Below are 21,175 nucleotides of genomic sequence, written 5' to 3' on the forward strand. Positions count from 1 at the left end.
GTATTTCCTATTTTTTTCGAATTGCTGCTAAAAGTTCTTTTGTAAATCTTGATGCATTTTCTATCCGCACTATATTCATCTGTTCTTTTGTTAAATCTGTAGGATCCAGCTCTACCGCAACATTCTTTCCTTTATCACGCTTTTCAAAAGATCCTGCATAAAAATTAATTGCAAACAACTCTATCCCGATTTTTGCCTGATACATATGTGCAAGATCTGTCAGTGACATCATCTCATTAACCACCGTTTCTTCAGACATTCGCAGTAAATGTGTAACTAAAGGCGGAATATTTCTATTTACACATCCGCACCCAATATTAATACAGGCAACTCCCCCTTTTACAATATCTCTTACCCATTCCATTAATTCGCGATTTACATGTCCGTCTCCCGTCGCAAAACTAGGCCAGACCGGAGTAAAAGATACTCTGTTTTTTAACTTCATTGGTCCGATCTGAATCGGTTGCAATACATGTTCATACATTGTGTGATTCATTTTTTTGCTCCTTTCGTATAAAGTCTGTTTTTAGTATAGAAAGTGCGCAAAAAACCAACAATATTCATATCTGACAAATTCTTAACACATTTTTGCAAAATATTACAGCTCTACTATTTAAATACAAAACCCGGAAAATTCTTGAATGAAATAAAATAAGAGACAGGAAATATTATGCACCTTTGAGGAATCACCCACTACATATTTCCTGCCTCTTTTTTTTATTATTCTAAAGCATCTCTAAAATAGCTTCTTTTGACTGTGCGCCTACGGTTCTGGCTGCCACTTCTCCATTCTTGAATACAAACAGCATCGGAATGGAAAATACTTTGTACTGTCTTGCAATCTCTGGGTTCTCATCCACATCAATCTTGCACACTTTGATATCTGTTTTTTCCTCTGCAATCTCTTCTATGATCGGTCCCACCATCTGGCACGGTCCACACCAGGTTGCCCAGAAATCAACCAGTACCGGTTCTTTTGCCTGTAATACTTCCTGTTCAAAAGTATCATTTGTCACATGAATCACTGCCATATCTATCGTCCTTTCTTTTATTCTTCTTAAAGTTAGTTTTTCTGTTTTTCAGTTATTATTATACTATATTTTGAAAATATTTTTGTAACATTTGTTACATATTTTTAACTTTTAATGGCTCTTTCCTTTTCCTCCGCATCATCTTTATGCTTTGCTGATCCGATCAATCGCATCCAGTTCTTCTTTTGTAAATGATATATTTTGCAATGCTGCAATATTATCCAGGATCTGTTCCGGTCTGGATGCTCCGATCAATACGGAACATACGTCTCCATCTTTTAAAATCCACGCAAGCGCCATTTGCGCCAGTGACTGTCCACGAAGCTTTGCGATTTCATTCAACGCTGTTGTTTTCTTTACCAGTTCCGCTGTAATATCGGATTTGTGTAAAAATCGCGGATCTCTCGCTGCGCGGCTGTCTTCTGGAATTCCATGCAAGTATTTATCTGTCAGACACCCCTGCGCCAGTGGACTGAACGCAATAATTCCAACACCGTTTTCCCTGCAACAGTCTTTTACACCATCCTCTTCAATCGTCCGGTCATAAATTGAATAGCGGCGCTGATTTACGATAAACGGACAATGTCTTTCACGCAGCAACTCTACCGCCCGTTTTGTATATTCTTCGTTATAATTTGATACGCCTGCATACAGTGCTTTTCCACTGCGCACAATATCGGTAAGAGCATCCATCGTCTCTTCCAGTGGTGTATTCGGATCCATTCTGTGATGATAAAATACATCTACATAATCCAATCCTAACCGCTTCAGACTCTGATCGAGACTTGCCATCAGATATTTTCTGCTGCCGCCGTCCCCATAAGGACCATCCCACATATCATATCCTGCTTTCGTTGCAATGACCAGCTCGTCCCGGTATGGCATAAAATCGTCTTTTAAAATCCTTCCAAGACTCTTCTCGGCACTTCCATACACCGGGCCATAATTATTTGCCACATCAAACTGTGTAATTCCATTGTCAAATGCGGTTCTGCACATTGCTTTCATATTATCATAGTTATCTTTTGAGCCGAAATTATGCCACAATCCGAGTGACACAGCCGGGAACTTAAGTCCGCTTCTCCCAACACGGTTATATGTCATCTTCTCATAGCGGTCTGCTGCCGCTGTATAAATATCTGCTATATCTGCCATTCTTCTGTCCTTCCTTTCAACTGTCTGATTTGCATATTGTTTTCTCTGATTGTGTAACACTGTTCCTTTTTACTCAATCCAGAATACTCTTCCTTCTTTTCTGTCGGCTGCCTGCGGCAGTTCTCCATCCGCATATCCGACAGCACAGTGGGCAATTCCTTCCCATTCGCCTTCGATTCCTAATTTCTTCAATAACTGCTTGTATTCCGGCATCTCAAATTCTTCTTTTGCACGGTGGATCCAGATGCTTCCAAGTCCCAGTGTATGTGCGGCAAGCATCATATTTCCCATAACAAGGCTTCCATCATAAACACAAGTGGATCTCTCCTTATTTGCTAACACTAGCAAAATCGCCGGTGCACCGTAAAATGGATCAAAGCCTTCATCCCAGCCACCAATCTTGCGGTTGATCTCTGATAACTCATCGCGAAGTTCTTTATTTGTCACAGCGATTGTAATAGTTGCCTGCTGTCCCCTGCCATTTGCTGCATACAGACCTGCTTCAATGATCTGCTCCAGATCCTGCTTTGCCGGCATGTCCGGTTTGAATTTGCGGATACTGCGGCGTTCTTCCATTGCTTTTATTATTTCATTCATATTCATGACCTCCAATCAATCTTTCAAACTACTGTCTATTATATATGCTTTTATTTGATTTGGAATACTTAATGGAAGCAAAGTTTTTTATTACCTAAAAAATAACGGCACTGTATAATGATTCATCACTACACAATGCCGTTATCCTGTTCCGTTAAAGTGGACCTGGCGGGAGTTGAACCCGCGTCCGAAAGCCCATCCATCAGAGCATCTCCCATCACAGTCATTATTCTGACATTCCCTCCGCGAATCACCTAATGACAGGTTATCCGTTTTAGTAGCTTCATAAGTTCTTCCATCTCCGCAAAGCTTTGGAAACGAAGTGCTCCGCCTGTTTGAAGCCGGTTACCGGAACAGCGGATGATTCCGGGCCGACTGCCGCCTAATTAGGCTGCGTACGCTAAATTTTCGTCTGCGTTTATATTTAGTTGGAACTTTTAACGTAGTGTCCCGCTACGGATGGCTTCTCCAACTTCCAGACCCCCGTCGAAACCAGTACAAGCCCTTATGTGTAGACTACTGGTGTGCAGACGTCTTTCGTCTGGATATCATTATAGGGAGATGCCGCTGAAAAGTCAAGGGTTGCTCATTAAACTTGTAGTTTAAAATATCATCACTTCCTGCAATCCCCAGCAGTCACCGATTCCTTCAACTTCTACATATGCTTCTCGAGGTACTCCCGCACCATCCGAAACTCATCTTCATAAATACAGTTCGGCAGGCTTCCGTCCTGCACACCCTTCAGACATTCTTCATAGTCCATCCATTTTACCGATTCAACTTCTGACTCCTGTAATTTAAGATCCGCGATATCTACCGGCTTTGTATAGACATAGACACTGCTGAATTCTTTATCACGGAACATGTGGCCGTAAAACTCCGCTTCAAATGCCGCATTGTGAACACCGACATAATGAAGATCTTCTGCCGCGACAGCAAGTCCCAGTTCTTCTCCCATTTCGCGGATTGCGGATTCCAGAAGTTCTGCGCCTGCCTCCACATGTCCTGCGGAAGATATATCGTAACAACCCGGATTGGAATCCTTGCAAGCACTTCGCTTTTGAAGCAAAACATCATAATCTCTGCCATGTTCTGTCTCTTTTTCACGGACAATCCACATATGGACCGTTGCATGCGGACTTCCTTCTCTATGCACCACACCGCGCTCTTTTGTTATGCCGGTTTTATTTCCATTTTCATCCAGTACATCGAAAAGCTCCATAGGCTTTCCATTCAATGCTGCTGCAACCAGCTTGTCTCCGCCATCATAGGTCAATTTCAAAGAGAAAAATTCTTTCTGTTCATCCAACAGACGGAAGAAGATCTTATCTCCCTCCCAGATATTCAGATGCCATACTTCTTCGATATCCACCCATTCCAGTTCGCCTTCATCGCATGGAATCGGTTCTCCTTCAAATCCATCTGCAGTAAATAAAGACATATATTCTGTCACACCGCCACCGGATACAAAGGTCACGATTCCGCGGTACTGATAAGATGTCAGCGTATAGCCGGTCTCTTCTTTTACTTCGCGAAGAAGACACTCTTCCGGACTTTCATCCACTTCAAAATGTCCTCCGACTCCGATCCATTTATCTTTATTTACATCATTTTTCTTCACCGTTCTGTGAAGCATCAGATATTTTCCGTCTTTTTCTATATAACATAGTGTACTTAATCCTGTCATTTTCGTCCTCTCCTCTTGAGTGTCCGTTTTATCTTATGATATGATACCAATGTTCCATTATTATGATAATGAATTTTCAGGAGAAATGCAATGAATCGAACGATTGAATATAAAATAACAGAAGAGCAAAACGGACTCCGCGTGGAGCAGTTTTTACGCCGCAAAGGTTATTCCGGTCAGAATCTTGCCGAGATCAAGCGTATGCCCAAAAGCGTTCTCGTAAACGGAGAACATTATTATATGCGCCAGACTTTAAAAACCGGTGATGATCTTGTTATCAAAATCTGTGAAACTGCCTGTTCGGAAAAGATCCCTCCGGTTTATCATCCACTTGATATTGTCTATGAAGATGAAGATATCGTTGTTATAAATAAAGCCGCCGGTATGCCGATCCATCCGTCCTTGAATCATTACACCGAATCGATGGCAAATGCGCTTGCATGGTACTATCAGGAACAGGGAAAACCTTTTATTTTCCGTTGCTGCAACCGCTTAGACCGGGATACTTCCGGGCTGACAGTTGTTGCCAAGCATCTGGTGAGCGGAAGCATTTTATCCACTATGGTAAAGGAGCGGCGTATCCACCGGGAATACCTCGCTATCTGCAAAGGTTCTGTCACACCGTCCGAAGGCACGATCAATGCGCCTCTTGGTCGCAAACCCGGAACGATCATTGAACGGACGGTAGATTTTGAAAATGGAGAAAAAGCGATCACGCACTACCATGTCATGGATGAAAAAAACGGGCACAGCCTTGTCTCCCTCCGTCTGGAGACAGGCCGCACCCATCAGATCCGGATCCACATGCGCTACCTTGGTTTTCCACTCATTGGCGATTATCTGTATAATCCCGACATGGAACATATTACAAGACAGGCTCTTCATTCTCACAAATTGTCTTTTACACATCCGATCACCGGTGAGACAATGGAATTTACCGCACCGCTTCCTGACGATATGGCACAGGTACTTCAGTAAACTCCTGTGCCATTTATAACTTTATATCTTCTCAATCTTGTCTCGGAGTTTTAACATCCGGGCGTCCAGTTTTGCAATATCCTCTGCATATTTCTTTAATTCTGCTGCCACTTCATCGCTGCCGTCCAGCTGCTTCTTATAAAACAACTGATAATCCAACACAGACCAGTAATCCATCGCAACTGTCCGAAACTGCACTTCTACTTTCTGCTTCTGAGAACCTTTTGCAAAATAAATCGGGATTTCCAACGTAATATGCAGACTCTTATAACCATTCTTTTTCGGTACCTTGATGTAGTCCTTCTCCTTAAGAACTTCTACATCTCCCTGCGCTTTTAATATATTTGCGACTTCATATACTTCATCTTCAAACGGGCAGACCACGCGAACGCCTACAAGGTCATTCAATTTCTCCGCTGCCGTCTGGAAATCTGTCTTATAGCCTTTTCGTACCAGTTTTGCGTAAATACTTTCTGCACTCTTCTTCCGGCTGCTGATCTGATTCACAACCGTTCTTCCTTTTTGTTTGGATAATTCTGTATTAATCATCTGTAGTTTCGCTATAAGAATGTCTATCGCACACTGGCATTTAATTTGATATTCTGTTTCAGCCAGACATTCCGCAATATCATCTATCTTCTGTTGTTCTTTTTCAGACAGGCATTGCAATCTTTTTTCCTGCCTGTCTTTTTTTACACTTTTTTTCTTCTTTTTTGTCATGATTTTACTCCTTTATAAAGCAAAATAGTACCTTATTTTTCCGATTCTATCTATCGATATATTCGTAAATCCAGGAAAATTTTATGTAAAATCAGCACTGCATTGCCTTTCTGATTTCTATTGTCAATAGCTTTGCAGCCACCGGCTTCGCCACATATCCGTTCATTCCCGCATCCTTACACATCTGTTCGCTGTCTGAGGCACTTTGTGCAGTCATTGCCAGAATTGGGACATTTTTTGCATGGTCAGTTTCCAGCTTCCTGATTCTTCTCGCTGCTTCCATACCGTCCATCACCGGCATCATCAGATCCATTAAGATCACATCATAGTTACAGTTTTTACTCACCATATCAACTGCTTCCTGTCCGTTCCATGCTTTTTCTACCGTTGCCCCGGCATCTTCCAGATAGAACTGTGCAACTTCCATATTGATATCATTATCTTCTACCAGTAAAACATGCACTCCTTTAAGTGATTTATCCGTTTTTTCTTTTTCTGATATGTCTGTCTCATATTCGGCAGTATCCAGTTCAAATGGAATCTGTACAATAAATACAGAGCCTTCACCAAGCACACTTTTTACTTTAATACTTCCATGCATCTTATCAATCAGTCCCCGCACGATCGACATTCCAAGGCCTGTTCCTTTGTACTGTGTACGCGCATCTGTCTTTTCCTGTGTAAATGGCTTATAAATCTGATTTGCAATAAATTCTTTACTCATACCGATACCGGTATCGACAATCTTAAATTCATACAATGCATGTGTAGCATTATATTTCACTTCTTGTACATACGTGTCAATATGTCCGTTTTCTTTATTATATTTGATTGAATTACTAAAAAGATTAATTAAAATCTGACGTAAATGCAGCGGACTTCCAATCAATTTTACATGCCTGAGATCAATTCTGTGCTTTTCATGCGTAATTCCGTTTTCTTTAATCTGGATATCCAGAAGTGCACTTACTTCATCCATCAATTCTTCCAGATTAAATGGTTCTTTACCAAGTTTCATTTTTCCCGATGAGATTTTATTCACTTCAAGTACATCATTTACCAACGCCTGTAAATGATCTGTAGAAAGTCGAAGCTTTCTTAAGCAATCGTCCAGTTTCTCTTTGTCATCCCGGTTTTTTTGAATATTATCTATCATTCCGGCAATTCCATTAATCGGTGTGCGAATATCATGACTCATACGGTTCATAAATTCTGTTTTGGCTTTGTTCTCTGAATCTGCAGTTTCATAAGCGACCTGCAGACGTTCTCTCTCCTGCTGTTCTTTTGCATGAAACAGCGAAGTATTTTTGAACAGGATCATTCCCTGGATCACTGTACTTCTTTTTCCTGTTTTACTGTCAAATAACGTGTCCAGTGACATAAGAACTGTTTTCTGCATCCAGACATATTTTCCTGTATGATTCCGTTCCTGATATTCTACCGTAACCTGTTTTTCGCCATTCAGATAACGTTCCAGCAGCTTGGAAGACGAATCTACGATCCGATAATTCTCCAGTGTCTCTTCTGCAACATACTGCTGTCGTTCCTGACAATAGAGGTCATAGGAACACGGTGTCTTTGCATCTACCGCAAATTCGTGTCTTCCGGTATGGTAGAAAATACTCTTCAGGCAGTCATTGGTCAGATCTACCGTATAAATTGCCTGTGCGGTTTCCATCAGTGCTTCTACATAATTGCCGTTCTCCAGAATGGACTGTTTCATCTGCTCATAATATCTCGTCAGTTGAAATTTTTCATCTGTACCCATCTTCTCACTGTCGTGAAATTCATCAAATCCAAGGATGAAATGATGCAGTCTTCCATCTGCCGCATCATTTACAAAAAGTGCCGTCATTCTTCCATAACGATATCCCGCTCCCACTTTACGTTGATAAGAAAACTCTGTCTTCTCCATCGCAGGGCCAAGTGACTGTTCCATTGAAGCAATCTCAAGCCATTTCCGCATTTTCTTTCTTGTATCATCTGCTGCAAATTCCCGCAGCACCTGTTCTGCCGCTCCCGTATAACTTCCATCTTCTGCAAGGAAAAATCCTTCTTCGGATCTTAACATACGATAAGTATCCATCCTTGCGTCACAGTACAGACAGTTTGCAAATACATAATGCTTTTCCCGAATCCGGTCCAACAATTGAAGGCTTTCTTTCCTTTTTCTTTCATTCTCCTGAACCTTGGCATGGTTTTTGTCTACATACATATTCTTATCCGCCTGTTTAAGCAGCATGCGCATCGTACATGGCTCATAATCATCTGACAAAGCATATCCTGCCGCATAACTGATCGGCATTTCCGGATGCTGCCGCGAATACAGTTTTACACTTTTTCTCACACCTGCCAGGCACTCCTGCACTTCGGTATGATTTTTCCCTGTCAGCACTGCAAGGAATTCATCTCCACCATCACGGCCTACAAAGGCATCCTCCGGCATGGCTGCGCGAAGCTGTCCGGCAAAAGACCGGATATACGCATCCCCTTTGTCATGTCCGAGATTGTTATTGATCATACGCAGATTATTCAGATCAAACACACAGACTGCGATCTGTGCTCCCGCTTCAAGTTCTTTGTCGTTTTCCAGAATCTCTTCGCATTTATTTTTATTCGGAAGTCCGGTTGCCTCATCCAGATAAATCTTTTTCTGTAAAAGACGGTTCTGCGCTGCATAACGCAGCATCTTCAAAACTTCCAGTCCAAGGAGCAGTACCAGACCACATATATCAAGAATTACAATTTTTTCCAATACATCCAGTGTTGATGTTCTTTTATCTGAATATACTTCCGCAAGTCCGGTTGCTTCATCACATATTTTGAAAAACTCTTCACTCTTTTCAACAATCTGTGTATGCTCGTATCCTTTCTCCCGGACAATCAGAATTTCTTTTTTTAACTGCTGGAAATAATCGTCCAGTTCTTTCATCTTACTCTGAAACTTCTTATCTTCCAGACGTACAAGTTGTAACTTATCACTTCCGCCCCGAAGACCATCGATATAATCCTGCACATCCTGTAGCATCTGATCCTGCGGTTTTCCGGCATCTTCCAGCTTAATGATCCGCTGTGTTTTTCCTCTGACCAGACCGGCATAATTGACAACACGCCCGGTTCCCTGAATCCTGGATACGAGTGCCATCATTAAAACAAATAATACAATCAGAACGAGCGTTAATATCATCCTCCCGATACGCAACAGATATGTTCTTTTCTTCTTTTTATTGCTTAGTTCTTTATCCATTTTCATGCTCCAAAATCGTATGTTAGACTACACTTATTTTAGCCGATTTTCTGAGAATAAGCAACAAAAGCTTCTGATGGAATCTTCCGCAAAAAAGGAAAAACAGGTTGTCTTTTCATCAATTTCCAACAATGAACTTTAAACTCCAAAACCTTTTTCCAATTCCGGACGTCCATTCGGGAAAAAGAAGAAGTATATCTATGGCAAGCTCTCTGTCACACATAACCTTCCATATCCGCTCTCCGCATTCGGTCTCTCCTCATACCCCGGCAATGGTTTTGCTCCCCTTCTCAGATAAGCCTTCACCTTCTCCCCATACAAATATGGATCATTCCCTTTCACAATCCCCCATTCCATCAGAAGTGCTGCTGCTCCTGTCACAAAAGGGGTTGCAAAAGATGTCCCGGTAAATGCTGCATATCCGCCGCCTGTTGTCACCGTCGTCACATCGACTCCCGGTGCGACCAGATCCGGCTTCTGCACAATGCCTCCCCCTCCCCTCAGCGGACCTCTTCCTGAAAAATCAGCATAGGAAAATGTTGTTCCGTTATATGCACCGACAGATATTACCCGTCCTGCCGTAGAAGGAATCGTAAGCGTCGTCGTTGCTTCTGGCTTTAAAAACCCGGTTCCGCGGTTCAGCATGATATCTCCCGAAAGCCATAATTCATATAAACCATTCACAATCTTTACGGGCTGTATTATAATTTTCCACACACCACTGCCGACAAAACGGCTTACCGGCAGAAAATCAATATAGATTTCCTGTGCAGTACTGTATGGACTCGGTTTCCCATAATAAATAAGCAGTTCTGTCTGTCCCAGTGTAAATCTTTGTGTTCCAAGTATTTCTGCAATCTGCGTACTTCGAAGACCGGATGGCGCAATTACAGAAATCTCCACAACATCCGTATATTCTTTCCAGATCTGCACATTCAGCGCCGGCTGATTTTCCTGTACCGCAAGTTCAATGACTGTTTCTGTATTTTCCTGCAGCATACCGGATGTATGCCCGGCACTTGCCGCCTCATTTCCGGTTCCGACACAAATAACACTTTTCCACATATTTGACATATCATCAATATAACGTTCCACCAGTGATGTTCCATCATGTGAACCGTAGGTATTTCCAAAACTTAAATTCACAGCTACCGGCATGCGAAGCTCCAACGCTTTTCGGATAACATAATCCAGTGCCAGCATAAGCTCCGTTGTCCGCGGGAATCCCTCCACATCAGGTGTTCCAAGTTTGACAACCAGCAGTTCACTTTCCGTCGCCACGCCCGCATACCTTCCATTACTGTTTCGTCCATTCCCTGCTGCCACACCAGTCACCGCTGTTCCATGCCCGGAAACATCCCGGCTTCTCACTCTTTCCATCCGCTCTGTCACAGAATTTTCCTGTAAAGCTTCATTGATCTGCTCACTTGTATATTCCACGCCAATTTCATATCCTTTCGGCGCGCTCTCCCCCGGTTCTGGATTTAAAGACTGATCCCACAGAAAACGGATTCTTGTATTTCCATCTGCATCTCTGAAATCCGCATTTGCATAATCAATCCCGGAATCTATGATCCCGATCAGAATTCCCTGTCCAAATAAAGAAAAACGCGTATCCTGTACTTCGTTAATACAAGATACCCGCTTTCCATTCGCTACCTGAAAAAATAATCTTTTCGGCTTTTCCACATATTCAACTTCTGTAATCTCCGTCAGCTCTTCTATTTTTGATTCCGCGATTCTGATGACTGCATATTCATTCTGAAGTTCCGTTACACGTACTGCAATATTTCTTACACGTCCCAGGTCCCCGGAATATTTAACGATCAGGTCCCACTCTCTTTCCAGCCGGTCATACCCAACATCCAGATTCCGTGATCTTTTTCTCTCTTCTTCCGTAGAATCCAGTGCCAGATTTAAAAGATTCTCCAATTTCTGACTGGTCATATAAACACCTTAAATACTTTCTTATTTACTGAAAGTATATTCCGCGTACACGCTTCATTTTCCTGAAATAATACATACTCATGATAAATGACAACACTTCTTCCCGTTTTTATTTTTCCGGAACTACATTTACAACAATATCTGTTATGAGTAAAAATACCGTAACATGGAGCAGAATGATACAGCGCTTTTTCTGTGACCATTGTGACTTGATTTTTCTCTTAAAATACACCGGCAATAAAGATCTCCAGACCGATCACGATCAGAATAATTCCCCCAAGGATCGTTGCTTTTCCGGCAAATCTTGTTCCGAACCGTTTACCGATCGCAAGTCCTGAAATACAAAAAAAGAACGTTACGGTAGCAATGACCAGGGAACAGACAAGCGCCATAAAAAAGTCATATTTTGCAATTGTAAATCCAACGGACAGCGCATCAATCGATGTTGCCACTCCCTGTACAAATAAAGCCCATGCGCCTACACCCGGCTTCTCTTCTTCCTCATCATTCCTAAATCCGTCCCACAGCATCTTTCCACCGATATAAAGAAGTAATATTAACGCAATCCATGGGATAAACTTTTCAAACGTCCGGAAATACTGCACGATCGTATGTACACATATCCACCCGGTCATTGGCATCAATGCCTGAAAAAATGCATATACACCTGCTACTCCGCACATTTTTTTCTTCCGCATCTTTGGCTCATTAAGCCCATTCGCCAGCGACACGGAAAACGCATCCATTGTAAGGCCAACACCCAGCAACACACTGTTTACAAAAAATAATACATTCCATTCCATCTTTCTTCCTCCGATATTAAATAGCAAAAAAGAACCAGATACAGTTCCAAACTATACCTGGTTTCTATTTTAATTAAATCCAATCAGACGTCTTGCAACGCTGTATGCAAGAGAAGAAATCTTTCTTCCTGATCTTCCCGGAATGTTCATTGTCTGTCCAAGAATTCCATAGCGGATTTTTACAAAGCTACGGAAATCCTTTCTTCGCAGATACTGCCAGAGTTCCTTTTTCTTCGCCAGATTCTCTTTATCTTTGGAACGAATACATAAAATAGAAGAAACTGTCATCATAATTGCAAGATAATTCAACATATAAGATCTTAGTTTCTTACAGCCGATATCCTTTAACTGGTACATATCGATCATTGTCTTTGTAACAAAAATCTGCTGATCAAGACGTTTGATCATTACTTTCTCATTGACTGACTGATCGTCTCTTCCAATAAAGTAACGGTAGAAATCCACATCCAGATAATATATTTTACGCACATGCGGAAGTGGATAATACACATAAATATTATCTACATAGAATGTATGCTTCGGAAGATGTAACTGAATCAGCTTCAGCATATCTGTACGATAGATAACCGAATGCATTAGGATATACTGATCCAGATGGAAATGCCCGATATCCTCCCAGTGGAAGATCTCATCCTGTGGCAGTACATTTCTGTAATGAATCACTTTCTTATGCGTTGCTCCAACCTTCTCGTAAACATAGTTGGAAATAAGCATATCAATCTCTTCACCGTCTTCTTCCAGATTTCTTAAAAGTGCAAGAATCTTATGCAGTGCTTCTTCATCTACCCAGTCATCGCTGTCTACTACTTTAAAATACTTTCCAGTTGCATGACTTAAACCTGCATTCACCGCGTCTCCGTGTCCGCCATTCTCTTTGTCTACCACCTTTACAATGTCCGGATACTTTTCCATATATTCATGTGCGATCTCAGATGTTCTGTCCTTAGATCCGTCATTAACAATAATAATCTCTACTTCTTCTTTCCCCGGCAAAATGCTCTCAATTGCTTTCGCCATATATTCCTGTGAATTATAACTTGGAATTGCAAATGAAATATACTTCATTGTATTCTCCTTTCTTTCGTTTCCCGAATCAGTATACCTTATTTTTCCCAATTTTCCAATAAAGAACAGTTAAATTTATTCTTAAGATTCTCTTTGGGATTGTAAATATTTTTATTTTCCGTTATAGTGAACCTGTAGTATGCATTATTGTCATACAGGGTTTTTGTTTAAACCGAAATAAAATATTTTAATATGGAGGATTAAATATGAAAAATATAATCGTTGGACAGTCCGGCGGACCAACCGCCGTTATCAACGGAAGTCTCTACGGAGTTGTCACCGAAGGGCTTGCACATCCGGACAAGATCAGTCACGTCTATGGCATGATAAATGGAATCGAAGGTTTCTTAAATGACCGCATCATGGATATGAACGCACTTGCCGAAAACAGAGAACTTGAATTTGTAAGGACAACACCCGGAGCTTATCTTGGCTCCTGCCGCTACAAACTGCCGGAGGATTTAACTGATCCTGTTTATCCGGAACTGTTCCGCAGATTCGAAGAAAAAAACATCGGATATTTCTTCTACATTGGCGGAAATGATTCGATGGATACCGTAAGCAAGCTTTCCCGCTATGCTGCCGGAACAAACAGCAAGATCCGTTTTATCGGTGTTCCGAAGACAATTGATAACGATCTCGTAGAAACTGACCACACTCCCGGATATGGAAGTGCCGCTAAATACGTTGCTTCTGTTGTCCGCGAAGTTACAGCAGATGCTTCTGTTTACGACAATAAACAGTCTGTTACCATCGTAGAAATCATGGGACGTCATGCCGGATGGCTGACCGCTGCCAGCGTTCTCGCCCGCAAATTTAAAGGCGATAACCCGGTTCTCATTTATCTGCCGGAAGTTGCTTTTGATCCGGATGCTTTCATTGCAAAAGTAAAAGAAGCTTTAAAAACAACACCGAACCTTGTTGTTTGCATTTCAGAAGGAATTAACGATGGAAAAGGTACTTTTATCTGTGAATATGCAAGCGATGTCGGAGTAGATACCTTTGGACACAAGATGCTCACCGGTTCCGGTAAATACCTAGAAAATCTTGTCAAAGAAAAAGTCGGTGTAAAAGTCCGTTCCATCGAACTGAATGTCTGCCAGCGCTGTTCCAGCTCCATGCTTTCTGCTGCCGATCTTACAGAAGCAATCGGTGCAGGTACTTACGGCGTTCAGGCTGCACTTGCCGGCAAAACCGGTAAGATGATTACTTTCATTCGCCGTCAGGATCATCCTTATGAGTTATCATACGGCACTGCCGATGTAAATCATATCTGTAATAAAGAAAAAGCAGTTCCAACCGAATGGATCACCGGTGACGGATCAGATATCAGTTCTGCATTTATTACTTATGCACGCCCGCTGATCCAGGGAGATGTAACGGTTCCAACCAAAGATGGGCTCCCTGTTTTTGCTTATCGCAAATAGCTCTGGAACGTTCATATTTTGTTCACTTTTCTTTAAAAATTCTTTCACTGATACAACACGTTTTCTTCACAGGTGTTGCATATAATGTAAACATACAAAGAAAAGGCAACAACTAAACTTTTGAATAAACTTTTTCATAATACATGCCGGGTATCGCAAAAGCGATCACCCGGCATCCTCCCTTTTTAAAGAACTTTTTTACTCTGCCACCGGCAGCTTTTTTATTTATAAGTCAGGATCCTCGTAGCTATAACATAAAAGCCGCATAACCGCGCTTTAACAAGCGCAGCTATACGGCTTTTCTAAAATCCCCTCTCGTATCTTATTACTAACATACAAAAAAGCGGGTGATGGGAATCGAACCCACGTATCCAGCTTGGAAGGCTGGTGTTCTACCATTGAACTACACCCGCATTATCCGCATCACTCTCCGTGACACGAATAACATTATATTATGCGAATTTTAAAATGTCAACACTTTTTTACAAATGTTTCTATAAATGTTTCTCTAAATATTCTTTCCGTATCTCATCCGGTACAAGTCTGCCACCGGTTGCCCACACAATCTGTGTCGCATTTTTAAGTATTTTCTCCGTTAAAGCATGCTTCTTACAATATGCCTTTGTCTCCTCTTCTTCAAGCAAACGGACAGGTCCGATAAAAGTTGCACAGCTGGATGGCTCAATCTGCTCCTCTTCTGTCTTGTAGAGAAGTCTTAGGAAATCATACAGTTTGCTGTCATTGACTGTGAATCCCCCCGATAGCAAGTTCGTCATGATTCTTGTCACAAAGCTGGACGGACTGGCACATGCAAGACCATCCGCCTCTGTTTTGCCTGTCATTCCATAATCCCGCACATTGGCATGCTCAAATTTCTGCGTTGCAATTCCAAGCATTACAGACGGACATTCTACCGGCTCTACAAAGAAACAATGTACCAGATCTCCATAGAGACGTTTCAGCCCGTAAGACACACCACCCGGAGCGCCGCCAACACCTGCTGGTATATATACAATCAGCGGATGTTCTTCATCTACTACAACTCCCTGCTCTTCAAACTGTTTCTTAAGCCGCCCTGCTGCCACTGCATATCCCAGAAACAGATTCACCGATTTCTCATCATCTACAAAATAACTCTTTGGATCAGCATCTGAATTTTTCCGGCCTTCCTCAACTGCTCTGGAATAATCCTGCTCATATTCAATAACTTCCACTCCTTTGCTGCGAAGGAGGTCCTTCTTCCATTGTTTTGCGTCAGCCGACATATGCACGATCACATGAAAGCCAAGCGCCGCACTCATAATTCCAATAGACATGCCAAGGTTACCGGTAGAGCCGACCTGAACCGTGTATCCGGACAGAAACTCCTTCATCTTCTCATCTGCAAAGACTTCATAAGAATCCTGTTCTTTCAATATTCCGTTTTTCAGTGCCAGATCTTCTGCATGTTTTAATACTTCATAAATACCGCCTCTTGCTTTCACAGAGCCAGCGATTGCGAGATGGCTGTCTTTTTTCAGGAACAGTCTTCCCGGTATCTCACATGTATATTCCTTCTTTAAGCCTTCCTGCATCTTGTCGATCTCAACTAACGGAGATTCGATCAGTCCTCCCGTTTCCCTTGTTTCCGGGAATTCTTTCATAATAAATGGTGCAAATCTCTCCAGACGTTTTTTTGCATCTTCGATGTCTGCGTCCGATACTACCAGTTCGCAGACACCATTCACAAAATCAAATGGTAAATATGCCGGATTGCTCCACCCGACTTCCTGCTTGTCACGCATCTGTTCGATCGTCTGTGCATTGCGCTCTTCCAATATATTCTTATATGTTCCGTTCGCCATTGTCTGTCTCCTTTCCAGTCATTTTCCTGTCACTCTTCTATCCTATGAAAACATTATAGACATTTCCGGGCACGGAGACAATCTTTTTCACAATTTCTTTTTCCGAACTACTTCAGTTCCCATTTCCGAAATCTTTTTTTTCCAATAAAATACGGCAGTAAAATCAGAATACCACATCCGAAAAGGCAGCAAAATTCACTTCCCGCAAACGAAAGCGTAAGATCATTTTCTATGAACCAGGAACCGCAGGTAATCCACAGTATTCCCGGATTACATATGGCAAGTACAATATCCAGAAATGTTGTCGTATGAACCAGAGCAGCCTGCACCGAACCCATCAGCAGTACACTTAAAACCAGAAATACAAGATAACTGTTTTTCAGGCAATACCATCCCGCACCTGCCAGTACACCCGCCAGAAGTGCAATTGCCAGAAACATTACAAGCGTCAGAAGCAGATAAGAACGCAGATTCACATTCCAGAATGTCACAAATGGATTAAGCATTCCAAACCTTGGTTCTGCCATCATGCTTGCAGAGACCGGCACCTTCCACAGCCCCTTAAGCGGCAGTTTTGCTAAAAACCATCCATAGCTTGCAAGCAATAACAAAGCACTGTATATCAGCCCGCTAAGAATACCACCGATCATTTTTAAATGCAATGTATCTTTTCCACATCTTGTTACGAATACCTGATCTTCTGTTTTCTGCACCCGTTCGTAATCCATCAGATACAACACCGAAAGAAAGACAAGCACTACAATTTCAAGTAGCAGTTTCTTTCCAAGTTTTCCAAATAATGTGCCATGTACAAAATAAACAATTCCCGGATAAAAATCCGCCTGGTCTGCACCGCTTGCTTTAATTTCATCAGTTCTCTTCTGCAGTTTTTTATAATTATTCTCAATGAACTTCTGATATTTTCCAGTCGGTTCGTAACGGCTCATCTTTTCTTTCATTTTCATAATTTTAAGCATATCCAGATTATCATACAGCTTCCCATAAGCTTGCTTATATTCATTATAGACTTCTACGTCACTGTTCTTTTTTCCCTGTTCCTTCGCCTGTAATACACGATGCGTTCGCTGCACCGATTTCTGGTCATCCTGCGAACCATATGCATTCTGCACGACAACTATATTTATCAGAAGGAAAGTAAGAAATACAAGCAGGACAAACGGATTACGGAATATTTTCTGACATTCCAGAAATATGATCCGGTAAGTCAGTCTGGTATTTTTTCCCCCTTTCTTATCTCTGTTTATCATAAAATATCCCTCTTTTCATCCCATCTGAGCCTGAAGTATACGACTAATACTGCAAGCACGGCACACCCTGCCAGAGCATATAACTCCCACATTTTCATGGAAAACATGTTAAACGAACTGCACAAACCTTCAAATATAACAGAACCTGCCGCGCCTGTTATTACACAGCCGGGGATAGACAATACCACTCCGGTAATATACCCCTGTGCAAGTCTTGCAAGTCCATAAATTAATGCCATTGCTGCGATGCAGAACAATAATACAAGGATCTCATATATTCCCATATACTGTCCGAATGAGATACCTTTAATCCAACATTCTATACCTCTTGTCTCCCATGCCGGACACTGCCAGAAGATTCCCATGCCTTTTGCATACCACACAATTGTATATGCCAGAAGCTGCAGCACTCCAATGATCAGGCAACAGATGAATCCGCCAAGATACTGGATCGGATAAATCTCCCTTCCCGTTTTTGTTGTGCTATAGAGCGGCATCACACCGCGAATCCGTTCCCTCACATGATAAGCTACCAGAAGAACGGCATAACAGATCAATATCATTACCGGCATTTTGCTCATATCCGTCTGCAAAATATATAATGCGCCACTTCTTAACAGATTGACCTCCGGACGGTCAGTTAAGGCAAAATCATCCAGCAGACTATTCGCATACTGGATCTGGAACATGATCTTTTCTCCTTCTGTCTCGAATGACGTGAAATCCATGATTGCTTCCTTTTCTTTCTGTTCTTTTTCTGACATCTGTTCATCCGTATAATCCGCAAGCCGGTCACGCTCTTTCATCATCGTATCAAAATCAGAAATTCCTGCCTTTATCAGGGCGGAATCTTCCCGGATCAGCTTTGTTGACTGTTTTTTCAAATCTTCAACTTCTTTTTCAATCTTTCCTTTCTCTGTGACCGGAAGTGTCGATCCATATTTACGGATCAGTTTAGCGGCATAGGGCATGTCATACGGCGAATCTGTACACTGACCACCTGCCGGATACAGATTCAGTTCAAAAAACATGTTATAAAATAACACGGTAAATAACGCAAGTAATAACAACAAACGGACAGACAACATCTTTTTACATTCCTGTATTAAAATACTCACAGTATCACCTCCGTCTTCTCATCGCCATAACTTACGAGGAATACATCTTCCAGATTAGCGGCACATAAGACCGGTTTCCATTCTTCCTTAAGCTTTCCTGCCCTGGCAAACGAGCCGTCCGGATCATAATAGCGGACTTTCAGATAGCCATGCTCCTGTCTTGCTCCCAGCACCAGATACTGCTTTTCAAATAATGGAAATTCCTTCTCCGGAACTGCACATTCAAATATCTCGCCGTCCAGCTCGCTGCAAATATTTGCTACAATGTCTTTCCGGTACAGCTTTTTATCCTTGATCATGATCACCTGATTGGCAATCGATTCAATATCCGACACAATATGTGTAGACAGAATCACAATCCGATCCCTTGACAGAGACGAAATCAGATTACGGAATCTTGCCCGTTCTTTCGGATCAAGCCCGGCAGTCGGCTCATCCAGAATAAGAATCTTCGGATCATTTAACAATGCCTGTGCGATTCCGACACGTTGGATCATTCCACCGGAGAATTTTTTCATTTTCTTATCTGCGCTTTCACTAAGCCCGACCAGCTCCAGAAGCGCCTTTATTTTCTCTTTTAATCCTTCTTTCGGCACAGCTTTTAATGCTGCCAGATAATTTAAATACTGCACAGGTGACTGATTTTTGTAATAACCGAACTGCTGTGGCAGATAACCGATAAGATCCCGGTAGTTTTCTCCCATTTTCTGGATTTCTATTCCGTCATATGTGATTGTACCTTCCGTTGGGTATAAGAGTGTAACGATCATCTTGATAAGTGTTGTCTTTCCGGCTCCGTTCGGTGCAAGCATTCCGTAGAGACCATCCTCCAGTTCAAGAGAAATATCGCGGACTGCACAGAATTTTCCATAATTTTTACTGATATGCGACAACTGTAACATTTTCTTTCTCCACCTTTCCTGTTAAGACCACAAAACATATAAAGAAGCCTGCTGCCACTGCAAAATGAATTGCCAGCGGAAGCTCTGTCAGCAGAATTTTGATCCATGCATATCTGCTCCATGCACTGAATACAGCTAAGATTCCCCACAGCACAAGCAAGACTCCAATTCCATAGCTCGATGAAAAGCGATGGTACAGATACAATGCAAAGACTGCAAAGAGGCACATGCTACTGACTCCGAGTGCGCTTAATTTCCAAAATATAGTATCTGCCTGTCCACCAAGCACCAGAAGTGTTCCTAAATTAATCAAAGCACTGACAAGACTTGCATAAAACATCCTGAGTCCGACAATGTAATGCATGGAATAATGCATGGAATTTATAAGTTCTGTCACTGCTTCCTGCTCATCTACCCAGCAGGACAGAAACGAAAAGCCCAGATACATTGCCGGAAATGCAAATAGCACAACCGCCATCTGTGTCTGCCTTGCATCTCTTGTTCCAATACTTAGAACCAGGACACCTATATAAAGTAAAATCATCACTACCCAGATCAGAGTGCATCGATAAAAAATAATCCCCAGTCCAGGTCCATAATATATTTTCTTTAACCGCTCAAACAGACTGTCCTTCTCCGGAAGCGCGCTTTGCAAAATTCTGTTTTTCTGCTGTTCCATTTCTGCCATATCCGGATATTCAACCTGTATCCGGCAGTTTTCTTCCAGCCATTCATTCCATTTCTGATCTTGCGATCTTTGTTTATCATTCATTATCCGCTACCTCCTTCCGAATCTGTGCAAGCATTTTATAATATCGTGTTTTCACTGTTCCTTCTGACAACTTCAGTTCTTCTGCGATTTCTGCAAACGTCTGCTCTTCAAAGCAGTGCTTCTGGAAGATCTGTATCCACGGTTCATCGTAACGGACAATAACTGCCATCACTTCTCTTATCGTTTCCTGCCGGAGCACCTGTGAACTGATATCCGGACTTACTCCGGTATGTTCATATTCCTGCCCATAGGGTCCTTCCAGCTGACTCTTCCTGTATGCAAGACTTCTGTAATAATCGGTAATCTTATTCGATGCGATCCGGTAAATCCATGTACGGAAAGAGCCTTTCTTTTCATCAAAAGCCCGTATTCCTTTCAGTACAAGAATAAAGATTTCCTGGGTCAGATCCATGGCAAGTTCTTTGCAAGCAACCTGACGATAGGTATAGGCATAGATTTCTCGGTAATATCTTTCAATCAGAAGTCCTGCTGCTTCTTTGTTCTGTTTTTTCTTTATTTTACGGATCAAATGGTTGTCCGACTGCATGCAATATCACTTCCTTCTTATCCGTTCACTTATAGATACGAAATCT

The 21,175-nt window shown here is 41.9% G+C and carries 18 protein-coding genes, 1 tRNA gene and 1 other RNA gene; 2 read left to right on the forward strand and 18 right to left on the reverse strand.

Annotated elements, in window-relative coordinates; all coding sequences use genetic code 11:
* Window positions 1-7: 7 nt before the first annotated feature.
* From DW125_RS00600 to DW125_RS00625, 6 genes are all read right to left on the reverse strand, one after another.
* A complete protein-coding gene (locus tag DW125_RS00600) occupies window positions 8-496 on the reverse strand; it encodes an oxidoreductase (RefSeq protein ID WP_226976594.1) in 489 nt (162 codons plus the stop codon).
* Window positions 497-725: 229 nt separating this feature from the next.
* The gene (trxA, locus tag DW125_RS00605; protein WP_117536793.1) at window positions 726-1,031 is read right to left on the reverse strand and encodes a thioredoxin; all 306 of its coding nucleotides are present in this window, start codon (window positions 1,029-1,031) and stop codon (window positions 726-728) included.
* A gap of 144 nt (window positions 1,032-1,175) precedes the next feature.
* Window positions 1,176-2,186 (reverse strand): aldo/keto reductase, encoded by a 1,011-nt coding sequence (locus DW125_RS00610; RefSeq protein WP_186855820.1) that lies wholly within the window; start codon window positions 2,184-2,186, stop codon window positions 1,176-1,178.
* Between the two features lie 69 nt (window positions 2,187-2,255).
* Complete coding sequence (locus tag DW125_RS00615) at window positions 2,256-2,783, reverse strand: nitroreductase (RefSeq protein WP_117536794.1); 528 nt, start codon at window positions 2,781-2,783, stop codon at window positions 2,256-2,258.
* Window positions 2,784-2,940: 157 nt separating this feature from the next.
* Window positions 2,941-3,288: a transfer-messenger RNA gene (gene ssrA, locus DW125_RS00620) on the reverse strand.
* Between the two features lie 150 nt (window positions 3,289-3,438).
* Entirely contained in the window at window positions 3,439-4,470 is a 1,032-nt protein-coding gene (locus tag DW125_RS00625) for an NUDIX domain-containing protein (RefSeq protein WP_117536795.1), read from the reverse strand.
* A 90-nt stretch (window positions 4,471-4,560) separates the two neighbouring features.
* Here DW125_RS00625 and DW125_RS00630 point away from each other — a divergent pair, with 90 nt between their 5' ends.
* Window positions 4,561-5,448, forward strand: a complete 888-nt coding sequence (locus tag DW125_RS00630) for an RluA family pseudouridine synthase (protein ID WP_117536796.1) — start codon at window positions 4,561-4,563, stop codon at window positions 5,446-5,448.
* A 21-nt stretch (window positions 5,449-5,469) separates the two neighbouring features.
* Here DW125_RS00630 and DW125_RS00635 read toward each other — a convergent pair whose 3' ends face one another.
* From DW125_RS00635 to DW125_RS00660, 5 genes are all read right to left on the reverse strand, one after another.
* Window positions 5,470-6,168: a GTP pyrophosphokinase gene (locus tag DW125_RS00635; RefSeq protein ID WP_021860891.1), complete on the reverse strand. Its 699-nt coding sequence runs from the start codon at window positions 6,166-6,168 to the stop codon at window positions 5,470-5,472.
* A gap of 91 nt (window positions 6,169-6,259) precedes the next feature.
* Window positions 6,260-9,415, reverse strand: a complete 3,156-nt coding sequence (locus DW125_RS00640) for a response regulator (RefSeq protein WP_242992873.1) — start codon at window positions 9,413-9,415, stop codon at window positions 6,260-6,262.
* Between the two features lie 198 nt (window positions 9,416-9,613).
* Window positions 9,614-11,362 (reverse strand): S8 family peptidase, encoded by a 1,749-nt coding sequence (locus tag DW125_RS00645; protein WP_117536798.1) that lies wholly within the window; start codon window positions 11,360-11,362, stop codon window positions 9,614-9,616.
* 221 nt (window positions 11,363-11,583) lie between these two features.
* On the reverse strand, window positions 11,584-12,165 hold the full coding sequence (locus tag DW125_RS00655; RefSeq protein ID WP_117536800.1) for a manganese efflux pump MntP: 582 nt from the start codon (window positions 12,163-12,165) through the stop codon (window positions 11,584-11,586).
* Between the two features lie 69 nt (window positions 12,166-12,234).
* Window positions 12,235-13,251 carry a glycosyltransferase family 2 protein gene (locus DW125_RS00660; protein ID WP_117536801.1) on the reverse strand — a complete coding sequence of 339 codons (1,017 nt, stop codon included), beginning with the start codon at window positions 13,249-13,251 and terminating at the stop codon, window positions 12,235-12,237.
* 206 nt (window positions 13,252-13,457) lie between these two features.
* Here DW125_RS00660 and DW125_RS00665 point away from each other — a divergent pair, with 206 nt between their 5' ends.
* Window positions 13,458-14,678 carry a 6-phosphofructokinase gene (locus tag DW125_RS00665; protein ID WP_117536802.1) on the forward strand — a complete coding sequence of 407 codons (1,221 nt, stop codon included), beginning with the start codon at window positions 13,458-13,460 and terminating at the stop codon, window positions 14,676-14,678.
* Window positions 14,679-15,020: 342 nt separating this feature from the next.
* Here DW125_RS00665 and DW125_RS00670 read toward each other — a convergent pair.
* From DW125_RS00670 to DW125_RS00700, 7 genes are all read right to left on the reverse strand, one after another.
* Window positions 15,021-15,091, reverse strand: a tRNA-Gly gene (locus DW125_RS00670).
* An 81-nt stretch (window positions 15,092-15,172) separates the two neighbouring features.
* Entirely contained in the window at window positions 15,173-16,522 is a 1,350-nt protein-coding gene (locus DW125_RS00675) for a D-serine ammonia-lyase (protein WP_117536803.1), read from the reverse strand.
* A gap of 107 nt (window positions 16,523-16,629) precedes the next feature.
* Window positions 16,630-17,790: a hypothetical protein gene (locus DW125_RS00680; protein WP_117536804.1), complete on the reverse strand. Its 1,161-nt coding sequence runs from the start codon at window positions 17,788-17,790 to the stop codon at window positions 16,630-16,632.
* Window positions 17,787-18,908 (reverse strand): ABC transporter permease, encoded by a 1,122-nt coding sequence (locus DW125_RS00685; RefSeq protein WP_117536805.1) that lies wholly within the window; start codon window positions 18,906-18,908, stop codon window positions 17,787-17,789. The genes DW125_RS00680 and DW125_RS00685 overlap by 4 nt, the downstream gene beginning before the upstream one ends.
* The gene (locus tag DW125_RS00690) at window positions 18,905-19,810 is read right to left on the reverse strand and encodes an ABC transporter ATP-binding protein (RefSeq protein WP_117536806.1); all 906 of its coding nucleotides are present in this window, start codon (window positions 19,808-19,810) and stop codon (window positions 18,905-18,907) included. Before DW125_RS00690 ends, DW125_RS00685 begins: the two co-directional genes overlap by 4 nt.
* Window positions 19,785-20,582, reverse strand: a complete 798-nt coding sequence (locus DW125_RS00695; protein ID WP_117536807.1) for a hypothetical protein — start codon at window positions 20,580-20,582, stop codon at window positions 19,785-19,787. Before DW125_RS00695 ends, DW125_RS00690 begins: the two co-directional genes overlap by 26 nt.
* The gene (locus tag DW125_RS00700) at window positions 20,575-21,129 is read right to left on the reverse strand and encodes an RNA polymerase sigma factor (protein WP_117536808.1); all 555 of its coding nucleotides are present in this window, start codon (window positions 21,127-21,129) and stop codon (window positions 20,575-20,577) included. Before DW125_RS00700 ends, DW125_RS00695 begins: the two co-directional genes overlap by 8 nt.
* Window positions 21,130-21,175 lie beyond the last annotated feature (46 nt).

Origin of the sequence: Dorea sp. AM10-31, from assembly GCF_003435815.1 — a bacterium.
Classification (GTDB): Bacteria; Bacillota; Clostridia; order Lachnospirales; family Lachnospiraceae; genus Dorea_D; species Dorea_D hominis.